The organism is Methylobacillus draconifructus, from assembly GCF_045984355.1.
GTDB classification, from domain to species: Bacteria; Pseudomonadota; Gammaproteobacteria; order Burkholderiales; family Methylophilaceae; genus Methylobacillus; species Methylobacillus flagellatus_A.
On sequence record NZ_JBJQII010000001.1, the window covers coordinates 296,772 to 312,582 of the forward strand.

Annotated in this window: 15 protein-coding genes; 7 read left to right on the plus strand and 8 right to left on the minus strand. The window is 61.4% G+C overall.

Annotated features, from left to right (window positions below):
• Nucleotides 1-21: 21 nt before the first annotated feature.
• A complete protein-coding gene (locus ACJSDX_RS01490) occupies nt 22-489 on the minus strand; it encodes a YybH family protein (protein ID WP_407993177.1) in 468 nt (155 codons plus the stop codon).
• 57 nt (nt 490-546) lie between these two features.
• Nucleotides 547-1,077 (minus strand): MarR family winged helix-turn-helix transcriptional regulator, encoded by a 531-nt coding sequence (locus ACJSDX_RS01495; RefSeq protein WP_407993178.1) that lies wholly within the window; start codon nt 1,075-1,077, stop codon nt 547-549.
• 181 nt (nt 1,078-1,258) lie between these two features.
• On the opposite strand from ACJSDX_RS01495, the gene ACJSDX_RS01500 reads away from it, so the two are divergent.
• A complete protein-coding gene (locus ACJSDX_RS01500; protein ID WP_407993179.1) occupies nt 1,259-1,687 on the plus strand; it encodes a CBS domain-containing protein in 429 nt (142 codons plus the stop codon).
• 32 nt (nt 1,688-1,719) lie between these two features.
• Here ACJSDX_RS01500 and ACJSDX_RS01505 read toward each other — a convergent pair whose 3' ends face one another.
• From ACJSDX_RS01505 to ACJSDX_RS01515, 3 genes are read right to left on the minus strand one after another with little or no spacing between them, the layout of a single operon-like run.
• Nucleotides 1,720-3,576 carry a monovalent cation:proton antiporter-2 (CPA2) family protein gene (locus ACJSDX_RS01505; protein ID WP_407993180.1) on the minus strand — a complete coding sequence of 619 codons (1,857 nt, stop codon included), beginning with the start codon at nt 3,574-3,576 and terminating at the stop codon, nt 1,720-1,722.
• Nucleotides 3,576-4,190, minus strand: coding sequence for an NAD(P)H-dependent oxidoreductase (locus ACJSDX_RS01510; RefSeq protein WP_407993181.1), 615 nt, complete (start codon nt 4,188-4,190; stop codon nt 3,576-3,578). Before ACJSDX_RS01510 ends, ACJSDX_RS01505 begins: the two co-directional genes overlap by 1 nt.
• Nucleotides 4,191-4,193: 3 nt before the next feature.
• Nucleotides 4,194-4,613 carry a secondary thiamine-phosphate synthase enzyme YjbQ gene (locus ACJSDX_RS01515; RefSeq protein ID WP_309566105.1) on the minus strand — a complete coding sequence of 140 codons (420 nt, stop codon included), beginning with the start codon at nt 4,611-4,613 and terminating at the stop codon, nt 4,194-4,196.
• A gap of 153 nt (nt 4,614-4,766) precedes the next feature.
• Here ACJSDX_RS01515 and fae point away from each other — a divergent pair, with 153 nt between their 5' ends.
• The 6 genes from fae to ACJSDX_RS01545 all read left to right on the plus strand — a co-directional run bounded on the left by fae (nt 4,767) and on the right by ACJSDX_RS01545 (nt 9,774).
• Complete coding sequence (fae, locus tag ACJSDX_RS01520) at nt 4,767-5,315, plus strand: formaldehyde-activating enzyme (RefSeq protein WP_230348727.1); 549 nt, start codon at nt 4,767-4,769, stop codon at nt 5,313-5,315.
• Between the two features lie 133 nt (nt 5,316-5,448).
• Complete coding sequence (locus ACJSDX_RS01525; RefSeq protein WP_407993182.1) at nt 5,449-6,567, plus strand: ABC transporter permease; 1,119 nt, start codon at nt 5,449-5,451, stop codon at nt 6,565-6,567.
• Between the two features lie 6 nt (nt 6,568-6,573).
• Nucleotides 6,574-7,350 (plus strand): ABC transporter ATP-binding protein, encoded by a 777-nt coding sequence (locus ACJSDX_RS01530; RefSeq protein WP_407993183.1) that lies wholly within the window; start codon nt 6,574-6,576, stop codon nt 7,348-7,350.
• A 3-nt stretch (nt 7,351-7,353) separates the two neighbouring features.
• The gene (locus tag ACJSDX_RS01535; protein ID WP_407993184.1) at nt 7,354-8,304 is read left to right on the plus strand and encodes an MlaD family protein; all 951 of its coding nucleotides are present in this window, start codon (nt 7,354-7,356) and stop codon (nt 8,302-8,304) included.
• An 8-nt stretch (nt 8,305-8,312) separates the two neighbouring features.
• Nucleotides 8,313-8,912 (plus strand): ABC-type transport auxiliary lipoprotein family protein, encoded by a 600-nt coding sequence (locus tag ACJSDX_RS01540; protein ID WP_407993185.1) that lies wholly within the window; start codon nt 8,313-8,315, stop codon nt 8,910-8,912.
• Nucleotides 8,913-8,946: 34 nt separating this feature from the next.
• Nucleotides 8,947-9,774: an AraC family transcriptional regulator gene (locus ACJSDX_RS01545; RefSeq protein WP_407993186.1), complete on the plus strand. Its 828-nt coding sequence runs from the start codon at nt 8,947-8,949 to the stop codon at nt 9,772-9,774.
• A gap of 4 nt (nt 9,775-9,778) precedes the next feature.
• Here the strand turns inward: ACJSDX_RS01545 and ACJSDX_RS01550 are convergent, their stop codons facing one another.
• From ACJSDX_RS01550 to ACJSDX_RS01560, 3 genes are read right to left on the minus strand one after another with little or no spacing between them, the layout of a single operon-like run.
• Nucleotides 9,779-11,230, minus strand: coding sequence for an efflux transporter outer membrane subunit (locus tag ACJSDX_RS01550; RefSeq protein ID WP_407993187.1), 1,452 nt, complete (start codon nt 11,228-11,230; stop codon nt 9,779-9,781).
• A complete protein-coding gene (locus ACJSDX_RS01555) occupies nt 11,227-12,405 on the minus strand; it encodes an efflux RND transporter periplasmic adaptor subunit (protein WP_407993188.1) in 1,179 nt (392 codons plus the stop codon). The genes ACJSDX_RS01550 and ACJSDX_RS01555 overlap by 4 nt, the downstream gene beginning before the upstream one ends.
• Nucleotides 12,395-15,601 (minus strand): efflux RND transporter permease subunit, encoded by a 3,207-nt coding sequence (locus ACJSDX_RS01560; RefSeq protein ID WP_407993189.1) that lies wholly within the window; start codon nt 15,599-15,601, stop codon nt 12,395-12,397. The genes ACJSDX_RS01555 and ACJSDX_RS01560 overlap by 11 nt, the downstream gene beginning before the upstream one ends.
• Between the last annotated feature and the right edge of the window lie 210 nt (nt 15,602-15,811).

Below are 15,811 nucleotides of genomic sequence, written 5' to 3' on the forward strand. Positions count from 1 at the left end.
GTTCCTTGTAGTGGTGAGAAATTAATTCCAGGTATGGGTCAGGATCTTCCAGCTGCCGTCATCCTGCTTCTTGTAGAGAATATGCAGGTTGCCGCTGAATTGCTGCGGTTCGCTGTCCGCGCTCTTAAGCACTGCGCTCCACTTGCCGCGCTGGTAGATGGTGTTGCCGACGATGCCGGTTTCCACGGTGGTGATCTGGTGATCGGCAAAACCCTTAGCAAACAGCCCGGACCAGAAATCAGCAATCGCCTTGCTGCCGGTCACTTGCTCGCCACCGGCAGGCAGCAAGCTGCCATTAGCATCGTAATAGGATGCGAGCGTACCGGCGGAAGCCTCGGCAAACGCGGCATCCCATGCGCTGTTGAGCTTGCTGACGATGGCCTTGGCCTCGTCCTCGTTCGGCTTGGCATTGCATTTGTAGACGGCGACAGCGGCGACAGCCACCAAAGCCAGTAACACGATAGCGACAACGACCTTGCTGATCTTCATGATATTGCTCCTCTTGTTAATTGATATTGAATATAGACTTTGCTTCAACGATTGCCGTCATGTGCTCGGGTGGCGGTTGCCGGATGCATCAAAAGCCGTGATGCCTGCATTGAGCTTGACCAGGATGCCGTTAAATAAATCCCGCTCCTCTTCGCTCACCCCTGCCATGCACTGACGCAAGCGCGTGTAATAGTCCGGCATTACCTGGTCGAGCTTTTCCTGCCCCGCGGCAGTCAGGCGGATCGACACCCGCCTGCGGTCATCCTTGTCAAATATGCGCTCCACGAGGCCATCGCGCTCTAGGCCGTCGATCAGGCCCGTCATCGTGGCGCGGCTGACGCCGGCCTTCTCCGCCAGCACGGAAGGCAATGAAATGCCGTGCTCCTCCCGCATGAGCAGGATCAGCACCCACCAGCGCCCCTGCAGCAGGCCATGTTGGCTCAGGCATGCATCCAGCGCAAGCGAAAGATCGCTTGCGACGCGCAGCAAGTGCAGGAAGGACGAGACCGCGCTGACATCCGCTTCCGGATAGCGTGCGGAAAACTTGTCTAGGACTGCCTTGCTTGGAAGATCTCTGAGCTGCAACATAGTTAGTCGAATTATAATTAGCTAGCTAATTATGTCAACCACCCTATTCATGCCCTTTCTAGATTTGGCATGACGATAGGATTATTGCCTTACAGATAGGCGGTTGTGCGGGCGTTTAACCTTATTGCCATTAAGGTGTATATTGAGCTTACGCCAATAAGAAAACGAAGGAGGAGCCAACATGAAAACCGTGAGGCAAGTTCTGGAAACCAAAGGCAGCACCATCTATTCCGTCGCGCCGGAGAGCCTGGTCTATGACGCCTTGCTGCTCATGGCCGAGCACCATATCGGCGCCTTGGTGGTGTTGCAGCGCGACAAAATGGTGGGTATCTTTTCCGAGCGCGACTACGCGCGCGAAGTGGTCATCAAGGGCAAGACCTCCAAGACCACCACCGTAGGCGACATCATGTCGGTGCAATTGATCACCGTCAGCCCTGAAGACACGGTGGAGCACTGCATGAACCTGATGTCGGGAAAGCGCATCCGCCACCTGCCGGTATTGGAGGACGACAAGCTGGTCGGTCTGCTCTCGATCGGCGACCTGGTGAAGGAAACCATCGCCTACCAGGAATTCCTGATCAAACAACTGGAAAGCTATATCCAGAGCTAGGCTGCCAGCGCCTTTGACTGGCTGGAAAAACCTTATTCCTGACTCTTGGGCGTCTCAGTCTCGGGACGCCCTTCCCAGGCATTGTGATTGAGGCCGGCAACCGTTTCCTCCATCTCGCGCGACAGGGTGCGCTGCAAATCCTGCCGCGTGCGCACGCTGTATGACACCACTTTCTGCATATCGGTATGGATGGGATGCAGGTCATGCATCATTTTCTCGTCGTTCTGCCTGAACTTCCACGCGGTGCTGTAGGCATGGAACGGGGAGTAGCCCATTTCACGCAGCGCCTTCTCTCCCAGATGCACCGCGCTGAGGAATGTCTCGCGCACGCAGTCTATGCCCATATCCATGTAGTCGAACACATAGGTGCGGTTGCGAGCCCGTGCAAGAATTTTCACATCCGGATAATGCTCGCGCACGTAGCGCGCCGTCTCCAATGCCTCCTCAGCGTCGTCTATCGCCAGGATCAATAGCCTGGCACGCGCAATGCCCGCCGCGCGCAGCACATCCGGCCGCGTGATGTCGCCGTAATAGGCATGGTAGCCGAAGCTGCGCATGAGCTCGATCTGGTTGGGGTCATGCTCGATCACGGTAGGCACGACGCCCACGCTCGTCAGCAGGCGGGTGATGATCTGCCCCACGCGCCCGAAGCCGGCCACGATCACGGGGCGCGCCTCCTCGAACTCGTCGTGCCGCCCGCTCTTGCGTCGCTGCCGCAGCCTGCGGCGGTAAACGCCGTGAAAGCCCAGCAACAGCAGGGGCGTGGTCACCATCGACAATGCGACGACCGAATTGAGCAGCGCGCTATGCTCGTAGCTGATCACCTTGGCATCGAGCGCGGCGCTGAAAATGACAAACGCAAACTCGCCCACCTGCGACAAAGTCACCGCAAACATGAGCCCGCCGGCGTTATCGAGGCGGAAAGCCTTTGCAAGGCCGAACAGGAACACCAGCTTGAACAGGACGAACGCCAGCGCCAGCCCGACGATCAATCCCGGCTGCTGCAATACCAGGTCGAGGTTGACCGACATCCCCACCGAAATAAAGAACAGCCCCAGCAGCAAGCCCTTGAACGGCTCGATGTCGAGCTCGAGCTCCTGCCGGTATTCGGAATCCGCGAGCAGCACGCCCGCGATGAAAGCGCCCAGCGCCATGGACAGGCCGACCAAGGTCATGAGGATGGAGACGCCGATGATAAGGAACAGCGCGAACGCAATGAATATCTCGCGCAGGCCGGTGTTGGCGATGTAGCGCAATACCGGCCGCAACAGGTATTGCCCGCCGAGCACGAGCAACACCACCAGCGACACCGCCTTGAGGATGGCCAGCCAGTCCATGTGCACGCCGTGGGCGGTATGCGCTCCCGGCGCAATCACCAGCAGCAGGATCATGATGGGGATCACCGCCAGGTCCTGGAACAGCAGCACCGAGAACGCAGAACGGCCCGACGGGCGGTTCAACGCGCCCTGCTCCGCCAGTATCTGCATGGCGATCGCCGTCGAGGACATCGCCACGCCCATGCCGACCACCAGCGACAAGCGCCAATCCAGGCCGACGGCAACGCCGACGCCATAGACCAGCGCCGCGGTCAGCGCCACCTGCAAGCCGCCCATGCCGAAGATGGGCAGCCGCAACGACATCAGTTTGTCGGGCTCGATCTCCAGCCCGATCAGGAACAGCATCATGACCACGCCGAACTCGGAGAAATGCATGACGGTGTCGGTATCCGCCACCAGGCCCAGCCCCCACGGCCCGATGACGATGCCGGCAAACAGATAGCCCAGCACCGAGCCAAGCCCGATCCGCCGGAAAATTGGCACGGCCAGCACGGCGGCGCCAAGGTAGATGGCGCTTTCCAGCAATAGGGAAGGGATATGCGCTTCCGCCATCAGGATGCCTCTTCCGTGCTGGCGGGCGCCAGATATTGCGCCTCCTCCGCCTGCAGGCTGTCGACCTGCGGCGGCCATTTGCCCTCGGCCAGTTGGTCCAGCCATGCCGCATAACTAGCTGCCTGCTCACGCAGGGCTTCGTCGCTCAAGGTGTCTGCAGCCTGGGTGAGGAAAGGCTGCAGGTAGCGCATGTTGCATAACCTCGCCGTCTGCTCGAACGGCCGCAACAGCTCGGCGACGGAAAAGCAATTGTAGCCGCGCCGCTGGTAGACGCTTTCCGAGCCGCCGGTGGAAACCGCCTGCACCCAGGCCTTTCCTGTCAGCTTGGTGGCATTGTCGCCATACGCCCAACCGTAACTCAGCACGGAGTCGAACCAGTTCTTGAGCAAGGCCGGGCACGAATACCAGTGCATGGGGTGCTGGAACACCAGGATGTCGTGCGCATCGACCAATGCCTGCTCGTGCGGCACATCGATCATCTGCTCCGGGTAGCGGGCGTAGAGGTCATGCACCTGCACTCCCTCGCAGCCCTGGGCGGCATCCAGCAAGGCCCGGTTCACCCGCGAGCCCTCCAGCATGGGGTGGGCCACAATCAGCAGTACGCGTTGCTTCACCGCCTATTCGCCAATGACTTTCACCAGCACGCGCTTGTTGCGGCGGCCATCGAACTCGCCGTAGAAAATCTGCTCCCAAGGCCCGAAATCCAATTGCCCGTCGGTCACTGCGACAACTACCTCGCGCCCCATCACCTGGCGCTTCATGTGCGCGTCGGCATTGTCCTCGCCGGTATCGTTGTGGCGGTAGTTGCGGATGGGCTCATGCGGCGCCAGGCGCTCGAGCCATTCGCGGTAGTCATGGTGCAGGCCGGACTCGTCATCGTTGATAAAGACGCTGGCCGTGATGTGCATGGCGTTGACCAACACCAGCCCCTCCCTTACGCCGCTTTCGCGCAAACAGGCTTCCACTTCGTGCGTGATGTTGATGAACGCCACGCGCGAAGGCGCATTGAACCATAGCTCTTTACGATAACTTTTCATGAGTTTTGCCTTTAAAAATGGTAAGCCGGGAAATTATAGCCTGCCGCTGTTGTCATTGAGTGGTCGGCCGGCATTTTTGCAATTACGCCGGATTTCGGTTAAAAGTAGCTCATCCATTATTTTCGTTATCCAATCCATCAGCAAGGAGAAACAATGAGTGACAAGATTTTCATGCGCGTCGGCGAAGCCCTGGTAGCGGGAGGCCCTCCGGGCACGGCAGCCGAGCCTGAAGTGATCATCGGGGAAATGGACGGCCCCATGGGCACGGCCTTCGGCACGCTGCTCGGCGACCAGGTCAAGGGCCACTCGCGCGTGCTAGCCATCCTCAATACCGACATCATGGTGCGCCCCGCCACCATCATGGTGAGCAAGGTCACCGTCAAGAACGAGCGCTATACCAACATCCTCATGGGCACCGTGCAGGCCGCGATCGCCAACGGCGTGCTGGATGCCGTGCGCAACGGCGACATCCCCAAGGAAAAGGCCAACGACCTCGGCATCATCGTCTCTGTCTGGCTCAATCCGATCGTGGTCGAACAAGACAACCTGGACCACAAGATCCTGTTCGACATCCACCGCAAGGCGACCGCCAACGCCATCCACAAGGCGATGAGCAACAAGCCGGATATCGACTGGCTGCTGGAGAACCAGGAGAAGATCGTGCACAAGTATTTCCAGATGGGCCTGGACGGCAAAATATAAATGGCAGGGTCTAATCTCTAATCTGCCATCTCCCATGTTATAAAGAGCGCATCGGCAGTTTCGGCTGCCGGTGCAATGCCAGTCCTGCGGCGCCAGCCGGGCATGACTGGCGCCCTATCACCGAAGGAAGCTCATGGCGGCAGCAAGTTTTCAGGTAGAGCAGGATGCCCAAGGCGAAAAGCGCATTGTCCTCAATGGACAATGGTCCTTGCGCGCCCTGGAGAATGATTTCGCCCAGTTACGCCGAGCGCTCAAACCGTATTTTTCCGACGCCAAGGCGCAATGGGACCTGACCCAGGTGGAGCAACTGGATACCGCCGGCGCGGCCGTGCTGTGGAACGGCTGGCACGGCAAGCTGGAAGATAAGGTAGCGCTCACTGACGAGCAAGCCGCGCTGTTCGACACGCTGGCTTCCATCGAGGCCAAAGCCGTTGAAAAACCGCCGCGCTTCGACTGGCTGAAACTGGTCGCCGGCTTCGGCAAGCTGACCATTTTCATCACCAGCCATGTCGTCGACTTCGTCAAGCTCATCGGACTGCTGGTACTCGAGCTGGGCTACCTGTTGCGCCGCCCGCAGGATTTCCCCTGGCGCGAGTTCAGCGCCAACATCTACAAGAGTGGTGTCACCGCCTTGCCCGTCACCGCGCTGCTGGGCTTCATGATCGGGATTGCCATGAGCTATCTCATGGCGACCCAGCTGCGCACCTTCGGCGCAGATATCTTCATCGTCAATATCCTTGGGCTGGCCGTCATCCGCGAGCTCGGCCCCATCCTCATGGCGGTATTGATCGCGGGGCGCTCGGGTTCCGCCATGGCGGCGCAGATCGGCGTCATGCGCGTTACGGAGGAAATCGACGCGCTTGCCACCATGGGCATTTCGCGCATCCTGCGCGTGGTGCTGCCCAAAGTGTTAGGGCTCACTGTCATCGCGCCGTTCCTGGTGATATGGACTTCATGCTGGGCGCTGTTTGGCGGCGCGCTCTCCGCCAACATGGAGCTAGGCCTCGGGTTCCGCTTCTTTTTCGACTACCTAGCCGCCGTGGTGCAGCCGGTCAACATCACCCTGAGCCTGGTCAAGGGCGTCATGTTCGGCTTCATTGTAGCCGTGATGGCCTGCCACTTCGGCCTGCGCATCAAGCCGAATACCGAAAGCCTCAGCCGCAGTACCACAAGCTCGGTCGTCACCGCGATCACCTGCGTCATCCTCATCGATGCCGCGTTTGCCATCCTGACCAGCGGTATCGGGGTATAAGCATCCATGGCAGAACAAAAAAAGACACGCCCGATCTGCGAAATCAAGAAGGTCTGGACCGTATTCGGCAGCAATGTCGTGCACCAGGACCTCGACCTGACCATCAACGCAGGCGAAATCGTCTCCCTGGTGGGCGGCTCAGGCAGCGGCAAGACCACCCTGCTCCGGCACATCGTGGGCCTGACGCGCCCGACCAAGGGCGAGGTGCTGCTCTTTGGCAAGAACCTGCACGAAATGGACCGCGTGCCGCAGCAGCGCCTGATGAACCGCCTGGGCATGCTGTTCCAGCAGGGTGCCCTGTTTTCCGCCTTGAGCGTGTTCGACAACATCGCCTTTCCATTGCGCGAGCTCAAGCAGTTCGACGAAGCCACCATCCACCAGCTCGTATTGCACAAGCTTTCGCTGGTGGAAATGGAACCGGACACGGGCTCCAGGCTGCCATCCCAGCTCTCCGGCGGCATGATCAAGCGCGTGGCCTTGGCGCGCGCGCTGGCATTGGAACCGGAACTGTTGCTGCTGGACGAACCGACCGCAGGGCTGGACCCGGACCGCAGCGAGAAATTCGTGGAACTGATCAAGAGCATCAAGCACGCCCTGGGCCTGACCGTCATTTTCGTCACCCACGACCTGGACACCCTGGTATCGCTGACCGACAAGGTCGCCGTCCTCGCCGACAAGCGCATCGTCGCCAATTGCGGCCTGCGCGAACTTGGCAATATCGACCATCCCTTTGTGCAAAACTTTTTCCAGGGCGTTCGTGTCCGATTGGAAAGAATTGGATAATTTATGGAAAACCGCGCTCACGCCCTTGCTGTTGGCATTGTCACCCTGATCCTGGTCGCTATCCTCGCATTCGCCTTCTGGTGGATGAGTGGCACGCGCCAGGCGCTTACCGAATACAAGATTATCTCGAAACAGCCCGTTACCGGCCTCAGCCAGGAGGCCTCGGTCAAATTCCGCGGCGTCAACGTGGGCAAGGTATCCAACATTGCGCTGGACCCGGACTCGCAATCCTCGATCGAGATCACCATCCGCGTCGATGAAAAGCTGCACCTCACCAAGGACGCCTACGCCGAGCTGCGCGCCCAGGGCGTGACCGGCCTCGCCTACATCGACCTCAACGACCCGAACGACAATGGTGACCAGCTGGCCCCCGGTTCGCTGATCACCATGCGCCCTTCACTGATAGACCGCATTTCCGAACGCGTACCTCGGCTGGTGGACAAGGTGGAATCCTTCGTCAACCACGGCGTCGCCACCATAGAACATGCGAACGCGGTGATGCAGAGCATAGACGTGCAGAGCCTGAATCAGACGCTGTCCAACCTGGAAGAGGCTTCATCCAAGCTGGGGCCGACGCTGACCACCGCCAACGAGGCGTTCGGCAAGGCCAGCAAGTTCATGTCCGAGCAAAACCAGCAGCAGCTCACGCAAACCCTGAACAACCTGCAGAAAGCCACGCAGGCCACCACGCCATTGCTCAACGAGCTGACCGCCACGGTCCAGGACGTGCGCGGCATGACAGGCGACATCCGCAACAGCGCGGGCCTGATCGGCGACACGCTCAATAACGAAACCCTGCCGCGGCTCAATGAACTGACAGCCAACGCCAACGACGACGCGCGCCGTATCAGCCGCCTGTTGGATATGCTGGAAGAAAACCCGCAAAGCCTGATTTTCGGCAAACCGGAAATTCGCCCGGGCCCTGGTGAATCCGGCTTCAAACCTGCACAATGAGGTATCCCATGCAAACCATCCCGTCCCTTGTGATGCTGTTCCTGGCAACGTTCAGCCTGAGTGCCTGCGTCAGTTCGATCAAGCCTGAAACCAAGCAGCTGGACTTTTACGATTTCGGCCTGCAAACCGCGGACAACCGGGTGAATTTCAGCCTGTCGCTGGAGCAGCTCAGCGCCAGCGACGCCATCCAGCACGGCAACATCCGCTACCGCCTCAACTACAAGAATCCATCCCAGGTTTTCGCCTATGCGGAAAGCCGCTGGTCCACCCTGCCGATAGACCTCTTGCGCCAGAAAGTCGCCAATGCCTCGCCGGCCAATACGGCATGCAGCCTGAAGCTGCAGATCGTGGGCTTCGACCAGGTATTCGATGCTGCAGACAGCAGCCAGGGCGTAGTGCAACTGCAGCTTGGGCTGGTGGATAGGCGCTCGCGCAAGCTGCTGGCTTCCACGCTGGTTTCTGCCCAGCATGCAGCGCAAAGCGCGGATGCGCGCGGCGGCGTGGCGGCGCTGAACCTTGCCAGCACCGAAGCGCTGCAGCAGGCCGCGGACTGGGCCGGAACAACCAGCCAATCCGCGCCCGAGTGCCAAGCCGCCACATCGCAGTGACCGCCTTGGCAGCACCTAGCCGCATACGTGTCAAATGACAGAGATCAAAGTTTATCCGGTCTTTACCGACCTCAACGGCACTGGCCCGGACCCCGACCTCTCGCCGCTTCCCGTCGTCGCCAGGGTGGGCAGCTATTCCAAGAGCTGGCGGGTGGAAGCCCACGCGCACCGGCGCGGGCAATTGATGTTCGTCACGTCGGGCAGCATGCGCGTGGAGACGCGCGACGGCTCCTGGATCACGCCGCCGGGCCGCGCCTGCTGGATACCCAGCGCGGCCATACACAGCGTCACCTATACCCAGGCATCGGAAATGCAGACGGTATTGATTGCGCCGGAACTGCTGGAGGAACTGCCCAGGCGCTGCTGCGTGATTAAACTGACGCCACTGTTGCGCGAACTGGTCTCCCAGGCGGTGGCGATCAACAACCAATATACGCTGCACGGAAGCGAGCACAGGCTGATGCAAGTCCTGGTCGACCAGATCAGCACCGCCCAGCAGGCGCCGCTATTCCTGCCCGAGGGGCGAGACCCCCGCCTGCGACGCGTGACGGAACGGCTACACCAGAACCCGGGCGACGACCGCAATATCGAAGAGTGGGCCCAGGTTGCGGGCGCCAGCACGCGGACGCTCGCCCGCCTGTTCCAAAAGGAAACCGGCATGACATTTTCCGCCTGGCGGCAGCAGCTTTGCCTGATACGCGCCGTCGAAATGCTGATCGAAGGGGCCAGCGTCACCAACATCGCCCTGGCCCTGGGCTACGAAAGCACTGCCGGCTTTACCAGCATGTTCTCGCGCTCGATGGGAGAGTCGCCCAGCAACTACCTGACGCGCTGGTCGCAGGAAAATCCCGCGTCAAAATAAGGGATCAGTTCACGCTTGCCGTGCCTGCATCCGCCACATCAGGCGGCTGTTGCCAGCCCCCGCCCAAGGCCCGGATCAAGTCCACGCTGGCGCGCAACTGGCTGACGTTGAGCGTCAGCAGGGCGCGCTGGGTGTCCAGCGCCTGGGTCTGGGCCGCAGTCACTTCCAGGTAATTGGCGGCGCCTTCGCGATAGCGGTTCATCGCAAATTCCATGGATTTCTGCGCCGCCTCGGCGGCGGCCCGTTCCGCATCTGCCGCAGTCTGGAAATGGTTGAGGCGCGCCAGGTTGTCCTCCACCTGCTGGAACGCCTCCAGCACTACGCCGCGGTAGCGTGCCCCGGATTCATCCAGCACCGCTTCGGCCTGGGCCACCTGGGCCTTGCGGCGTCCGCCGTCGAATAGCTGGAACAGCATGCCCGGCCCGATGGACCAGAAGTTGCTGGGCGCAGTGAGCCAATTGCCCGTAGACACGCTTTGATAGCCGAAAGCCGCGCTCAGGCTCAATGCGGGGAAGTAGGCGGTCTTCGCCACGCCGATGCTGGCATTGGCCGCGGCCACGCGCCTTTGCGCCGCCGCAATGTCGGGCCTGCGCTGCAGCAAGGTGGACGGCATGCCGAGCGGGATGTGCGGCAAGGCGATGGCGTCCTGCCTGCTGGCAATCGCGAAGCTGGAAGGCGACTCGCCGACCAAGGCGGCAATCGCGTGCTCCACCACCGCGCGCTGCGCCTTGACCTGCTCGAGCTGCGAGCGCGTCGTTTCCAGCTGGGTCTGGGCGCGGCTCACGTCAAGCCCGGGCACTATGCCGGCATCGTGCCGCGTCCTGGTGATGGATAAGGCCTTGTCGTTGGCCTGCACGGTTTCTTCCAGGATATGCAGTTGCTGGTCCAGGCCGCGCAGCACGATGAAATTCTCGGCAAGCTGCGCCTGCAGGCTCAAGCGTACCGACTCCAGGTCGGCCTCCATCGCGGCAGCCTCGGCAACCCCGGCCTTGACCGTGTCGCGCACGCGGCCCCACAGATCCAGCTCGTAATTGGCCTGCAAGCCTATGCTGTAATTCGAGTAGGTCGGCGGGATCACGGCGTTCGGCGGCACCAGCGGGCGGTGCTCGGAAACGCGGTTGCGCCCGGCCTGGCCGTTGGCCGAGAGGCTGGGGAACAAGCCGGCGCGGGCTTGCTCGCTATATGCCAGCGCCTGCTGGTAGCGCGCCAATGCGGCCGACAGGTCCGGGCTGTGCGCGACCAGCTTTTCCTGCAGCGCATCGAGCTCGGCATCGCCATAGAGCTTCCACCAGGCGCCGCGCGGCAATTGGTCGGCAGGCTGCGCCGGCACCCAGGGCTGCACTTCCTTGTAAGACTGGGCCACCGGCACTTCCGGCAGCTTGAGCTCGGGCGCGAAAGAGCACCCAGCCAGCGCTGCCATCACGCCGTAGGCCAGAACGTGTTGCCTGATGCTCATGACTTGGCGGCCCCTGCCCCGGCGTCGGCAGGCGCCCGCACCTGCAGGCCGTCGGCGATATCGTCAGGCGGGCTATCCACCAGCCTGTCGCCTGCCTCTATCCCTGAACCGATTTCCAGGGTTTTCCCAAGGTCGCGCGCAATCGTCACCGTCTTGAGCACGACCTTGTCATGCTCGTCCAGCGTGGCGACGCGCACGCCGTCCTGGCGCACGATCAATGCGCTGGCAGGGATGCTCAAGGTCGCGGCGCTGGCAGGCAGCTCGATACTGGCGCGTGCAAAGCCGCCAGGCAGTAATTCGCCGTCTTCATTCGGCACCAGGAACTGGAACAAGGTGGTGCCGGAGGCCGCATCCACGGCCTGCGCCGACGCCACCAGCTTGGCGGAGTACTCCACGCCAGGCCGGCCGGGAATGGTCACTTTCGCCGTGGCGCCCTTGCCGATTGCAGGCACGTAGCTCTGCGGCACGTTGACATACAGGCGCAGCTTGCGCGTATCCGACACGACGAAGAGCGGCTGGCCGGACTCGCCTGCGTTGATGAGGGCGCCGATATCGGTGGAGCGCGCGGTGACGACGCCTGCGAACGGCGCCACCAGCTTGGTGAAGCCCTTGGTGGCCTGTATGCGGTCAAGATTCGCCTGCGCGGCCTGCAGGATAGCCTGCTTGGCAGCGTAATCGCCGATCCGCTCGTCGACTTCCTGCTTGGAGACGGCATCGGTGTTCAGCATGGATTGCCAGCGCTTGGCCGTCGTGCCGGCCAGTTCGGCATTCACCTTGGCTGTCGCGACGTCGGCCTTGGCCTGCAGCAACTGCTGGTCGAGGTCCGGGGTTTCAATTTCGCCCAGCACCTGTCCCGCCTTGACCTCGCTGCCGATGTCGGCATGCCATTGCTTGAGGTAGCCGCTGGCGCGCGCATAGATGGGCGCGCGCGCAAACGCTTCCAGCCGCGCGGGCAGCTCCAGCGTGCGTGCGCTGCTGTCCTGCTGGGGGCTGACCAGGGTCACCGACGGGACCGCCTGGTCGTCCGTCCACTCCTTGAGCGCCTCGCTTTCCTTGGCGCGAATCGACAAACCGTACACCACGATTCCAGCAGCCACCAGGGCCACGATCAGGCCGCCTCGGCGTACGGTACGACGCGGCGCACTAAGGTCAGTAGACCTAAGATCAGATGACATTGACTTCTCCATAACTCGAATTCTCTACGACAGGCTTGCGGTAGTTGCGATGCACCACGCTGAACACCACCGGCACGAAAATCAGGGTGGTGACGGTGGCGAACAACAAGCCGCCGATCACGGCGCGGCCCAGCGGCGCATTCTGCTCGCCACCCTCGCCCAGGCCCAGCGCCATCGGCGCCATGCCGATCATCATCGCCAGCGCCGTCATCAATACCGGGCGGAAACGCACGAAACCTGCCTCGATCGCAGCCTGGGTGGCGTTGCCTAGCTCGGCAAGGCGCTCACGCGCAAAGCTGATCACCAGCACACTGTTCGCCGTCGCCACGCCCATGCACATGATGGCGCCCGTGAGGGCCGGCACCGATAGCGGCGTGAAGCTCGCGAACAGCATCCAGACAATCCCCGCAATCGCGGCAGGCAAGGCGCTGACGATCACGAAGGAGTCACTCCAGGACTGGAAATTCACCACGATCAGCAGGTAGATCAGCACTATCGCGCCCACCAGCCCGAACAACAGGCCCGAGAACGCATGCTCCATGGTCTCGACCTGGCCGAGCAGGGCGACGCTGGAGCCCTTGGGCACGCTGTCGGCATGCGCGTCGATAATGCGGCGGATATCCTTTGCCACCGCGCCCAGGTCGCGTCCCTGGGTGGTGGCGTTGATCTGCACCATGAGCTGGATGTCGTACTGGCTGACCAGGGCGTTGGAATTGCTGCGCGAGAAGCTGGCCAGGCCGCCGAGGATTTGCGGCGTCGTAGTGGGCGCACTGCCGTTGATCGGCAGGTTTTCCAATGCCGAGAAGCTATCCATGCGGTATTGCGGCGTCTGCATCACGATCGGGTAGGACACGCCGTTGGCCGGGTTGAGCCAGTAGGTGGGCGCTACCTGGCTGCTGCCGGCCAAGGTGACGACCATATTGTTCGTCACGTCGCGTGTGGTCAGGCCCACTTCCTGCGCCCGCGAACGGTCGATATCGACATTCAATACCGGGTTGCGGCGCGACTGCTGCACGCGCACGTCGGCAATGCCAGGCACTTTGCGGATTTCCGCGACCAGCTGGTTGGCGTAATCGAAATTGGCCTGCAGGTTGCTACCGCGGATCTGCAGGTCGATCGGCGCCGGGGAGCCGAAGTTGAGGATCTGGCTCACGATGTCCGCGGGCGGGAAGGTGAAGGTCGCGTCCGGGAACAGGCGCGGCAGCTCCTCGCGCAAGCGCTTGACGTACATGGCTGTAGGCTGATGCTCCCTGGTCAGCGCGATCTGGATGTCGCCGTCCTGCACGCCCATCAAACCGGTATTGTTGTAGGTCAGGTTGATGGAACTGATCGGCAGGCCGATATTGTCGACGATGGTTTCAATCTCATGCGCAGGGATGATTTTGCGGATCTCGGACTGGATATTGGCAAACTTGGCCGCCGTGTCCTCCAGCCTGGTGCCGACCGGCGCCCGCACGTGCATGAGGATCTGCCCGCCGTCCACCTCGGGGAAGAAATTGCGCCCGAGGAACGGGACCAAGGCAAAGCTCAACATGACGAAGGCCATGAAGCCGACAATAAACTTCTTGCGGTTTGCCAGCATCAACAGCAGCACGCCGCGATACCCCTCGCGGAAGCGCTCGAAGCGCGCCTCGAACCCGCGCTGGAAGCGTACCAGCGGGTTGCGCGACGGCGGCAAGGCATGATCGCTGCCGTGCAGGTCGGTATGCGGCGCATGCGGCTTGAGCAAGTACTTGGCCATGGTCGGCACCAGCGTGCGCGACAGGATGAAGGAGCTGATCATCGCGAACATCACGGCTTCCGCCATCGGCACGAACAGGAAGCGCGACACGCCCTCGAGGAAGAACATCGGCACGAATACGATGCAGATACACAGCAACGACACGAACGCCGGCGTCACGATCTGCCGCGCGCCGTCCAGGATCGCCGGCTCGACCGGCTTGCCCTGCTCCAGGTGCCAGTTGATGTTCTCGATCGTCACCGTGGCGTCGTCCACCAGGATGCCGACCGCGAGCGCCAGGCCACCCAGCGTCATGATATTGAGCGTTTCCCCTATCAATGCCAGGCTGGCGATCGCGCCCAGGATGGACAAGGGGATGGAAATGGCGATGATGACCGTGGAGCGCCAGCTGCCGAGGAACAGCAGGATCATGATGCTGGTCAGGGCGGCGGCGATGCAGCCTTCCAGCACCACGCCCTTGATCGCGGCGCTGACGAAAATCGACTGGTCGTTGATCGGGCGCACTACCAGCTCATCCGGCAGGGTAGGCTTGATTTCCTCCAGCTTGCTCTTGATGCCGTCCACGATCGCCAGCGTGGAGGTGGCGCCATTCTTCAATACCGACATCAGTACGGAACGCGCCCCGTCCACATGCACTAGGTTGGTCTGCGGCGGGTTGCCGTCGCGCACCTGCGCCACGTCGCGGATATACACCGTCGCGCCGTTGACCACCTTGATCGGCAGGTTGCCCAGCTCCTCCAGTTCGGAAGGCGCGTTATTGAGCTGGATCGTGTACTCGAAACTGCCGATTTTCTGCGTACCGGCAGGCAGGATCAGGTTCTGCGCGGCCAGCGCGTTGGCAACGTCCTGCCCGGAAAGCCCGCGCGCCTGCATGGCGTCCGGGTCCAGGTCGATCTGCACCTGGCGGGTTTTGCCTCCGAAAGGATAGGGAATCGCCGCGCCCGGCACCGAGACCAGGCGCGTGCGCACCGCGTTCATGCCGAGGTCGCCGAGGTTCTGCTCGGTCAGGCCCTGCCCGGCCAGCGCCAGCTGCAGGATGGGCACGGTGGAAGCGTTGTAGTTGAGGATCAGCGGCGGCGTGGTGCCCGGCGGCAGCTGGCGCAGCATGGTCTGCGAAATCGCCGTCACCTGCGCGTTGGCGGTGGCGATATTGACGCCCGGGTGGAAGAAAATCTTGACGATGCCCAGGCCCGCATAGGAATTGGCCTCGATATGCTCGATGTCGTTGACCGTCGTCGTCAGCGAACGCTGGAATGTCGTCAGGATGCGCCCGGTCATCTGGTCCGGCGATATGCCGGCATACTGCCAGGCGACCGCAATCACTGGAATGCGGATTTCCGGGAAGATATCCGTCGGCATGCGCAATGCCGACAAAATGCCGGCGATCAGGATCAAGATCGCCATCACCACAAAGGTATAAGGGCGCCTAAGCGCAACTTTCACTATGCCTAACATGCCGCGACTACCATAACGAATCCATTTGACAGACTGATTTAGTCAACAATTATTCCAGAGATATTTAAGGCTGTGCTTAATCAAAACTGCCACATTGTTGCTTAATTTTGCCATTATGCCCCGGTTGCGAATGGGGGCATTGATGCGCAATGCTGCGATTTGAAAGAGGCAAAATAAAAAAGCCGCTCCAGGAGCGGCTTGCACGGTCGT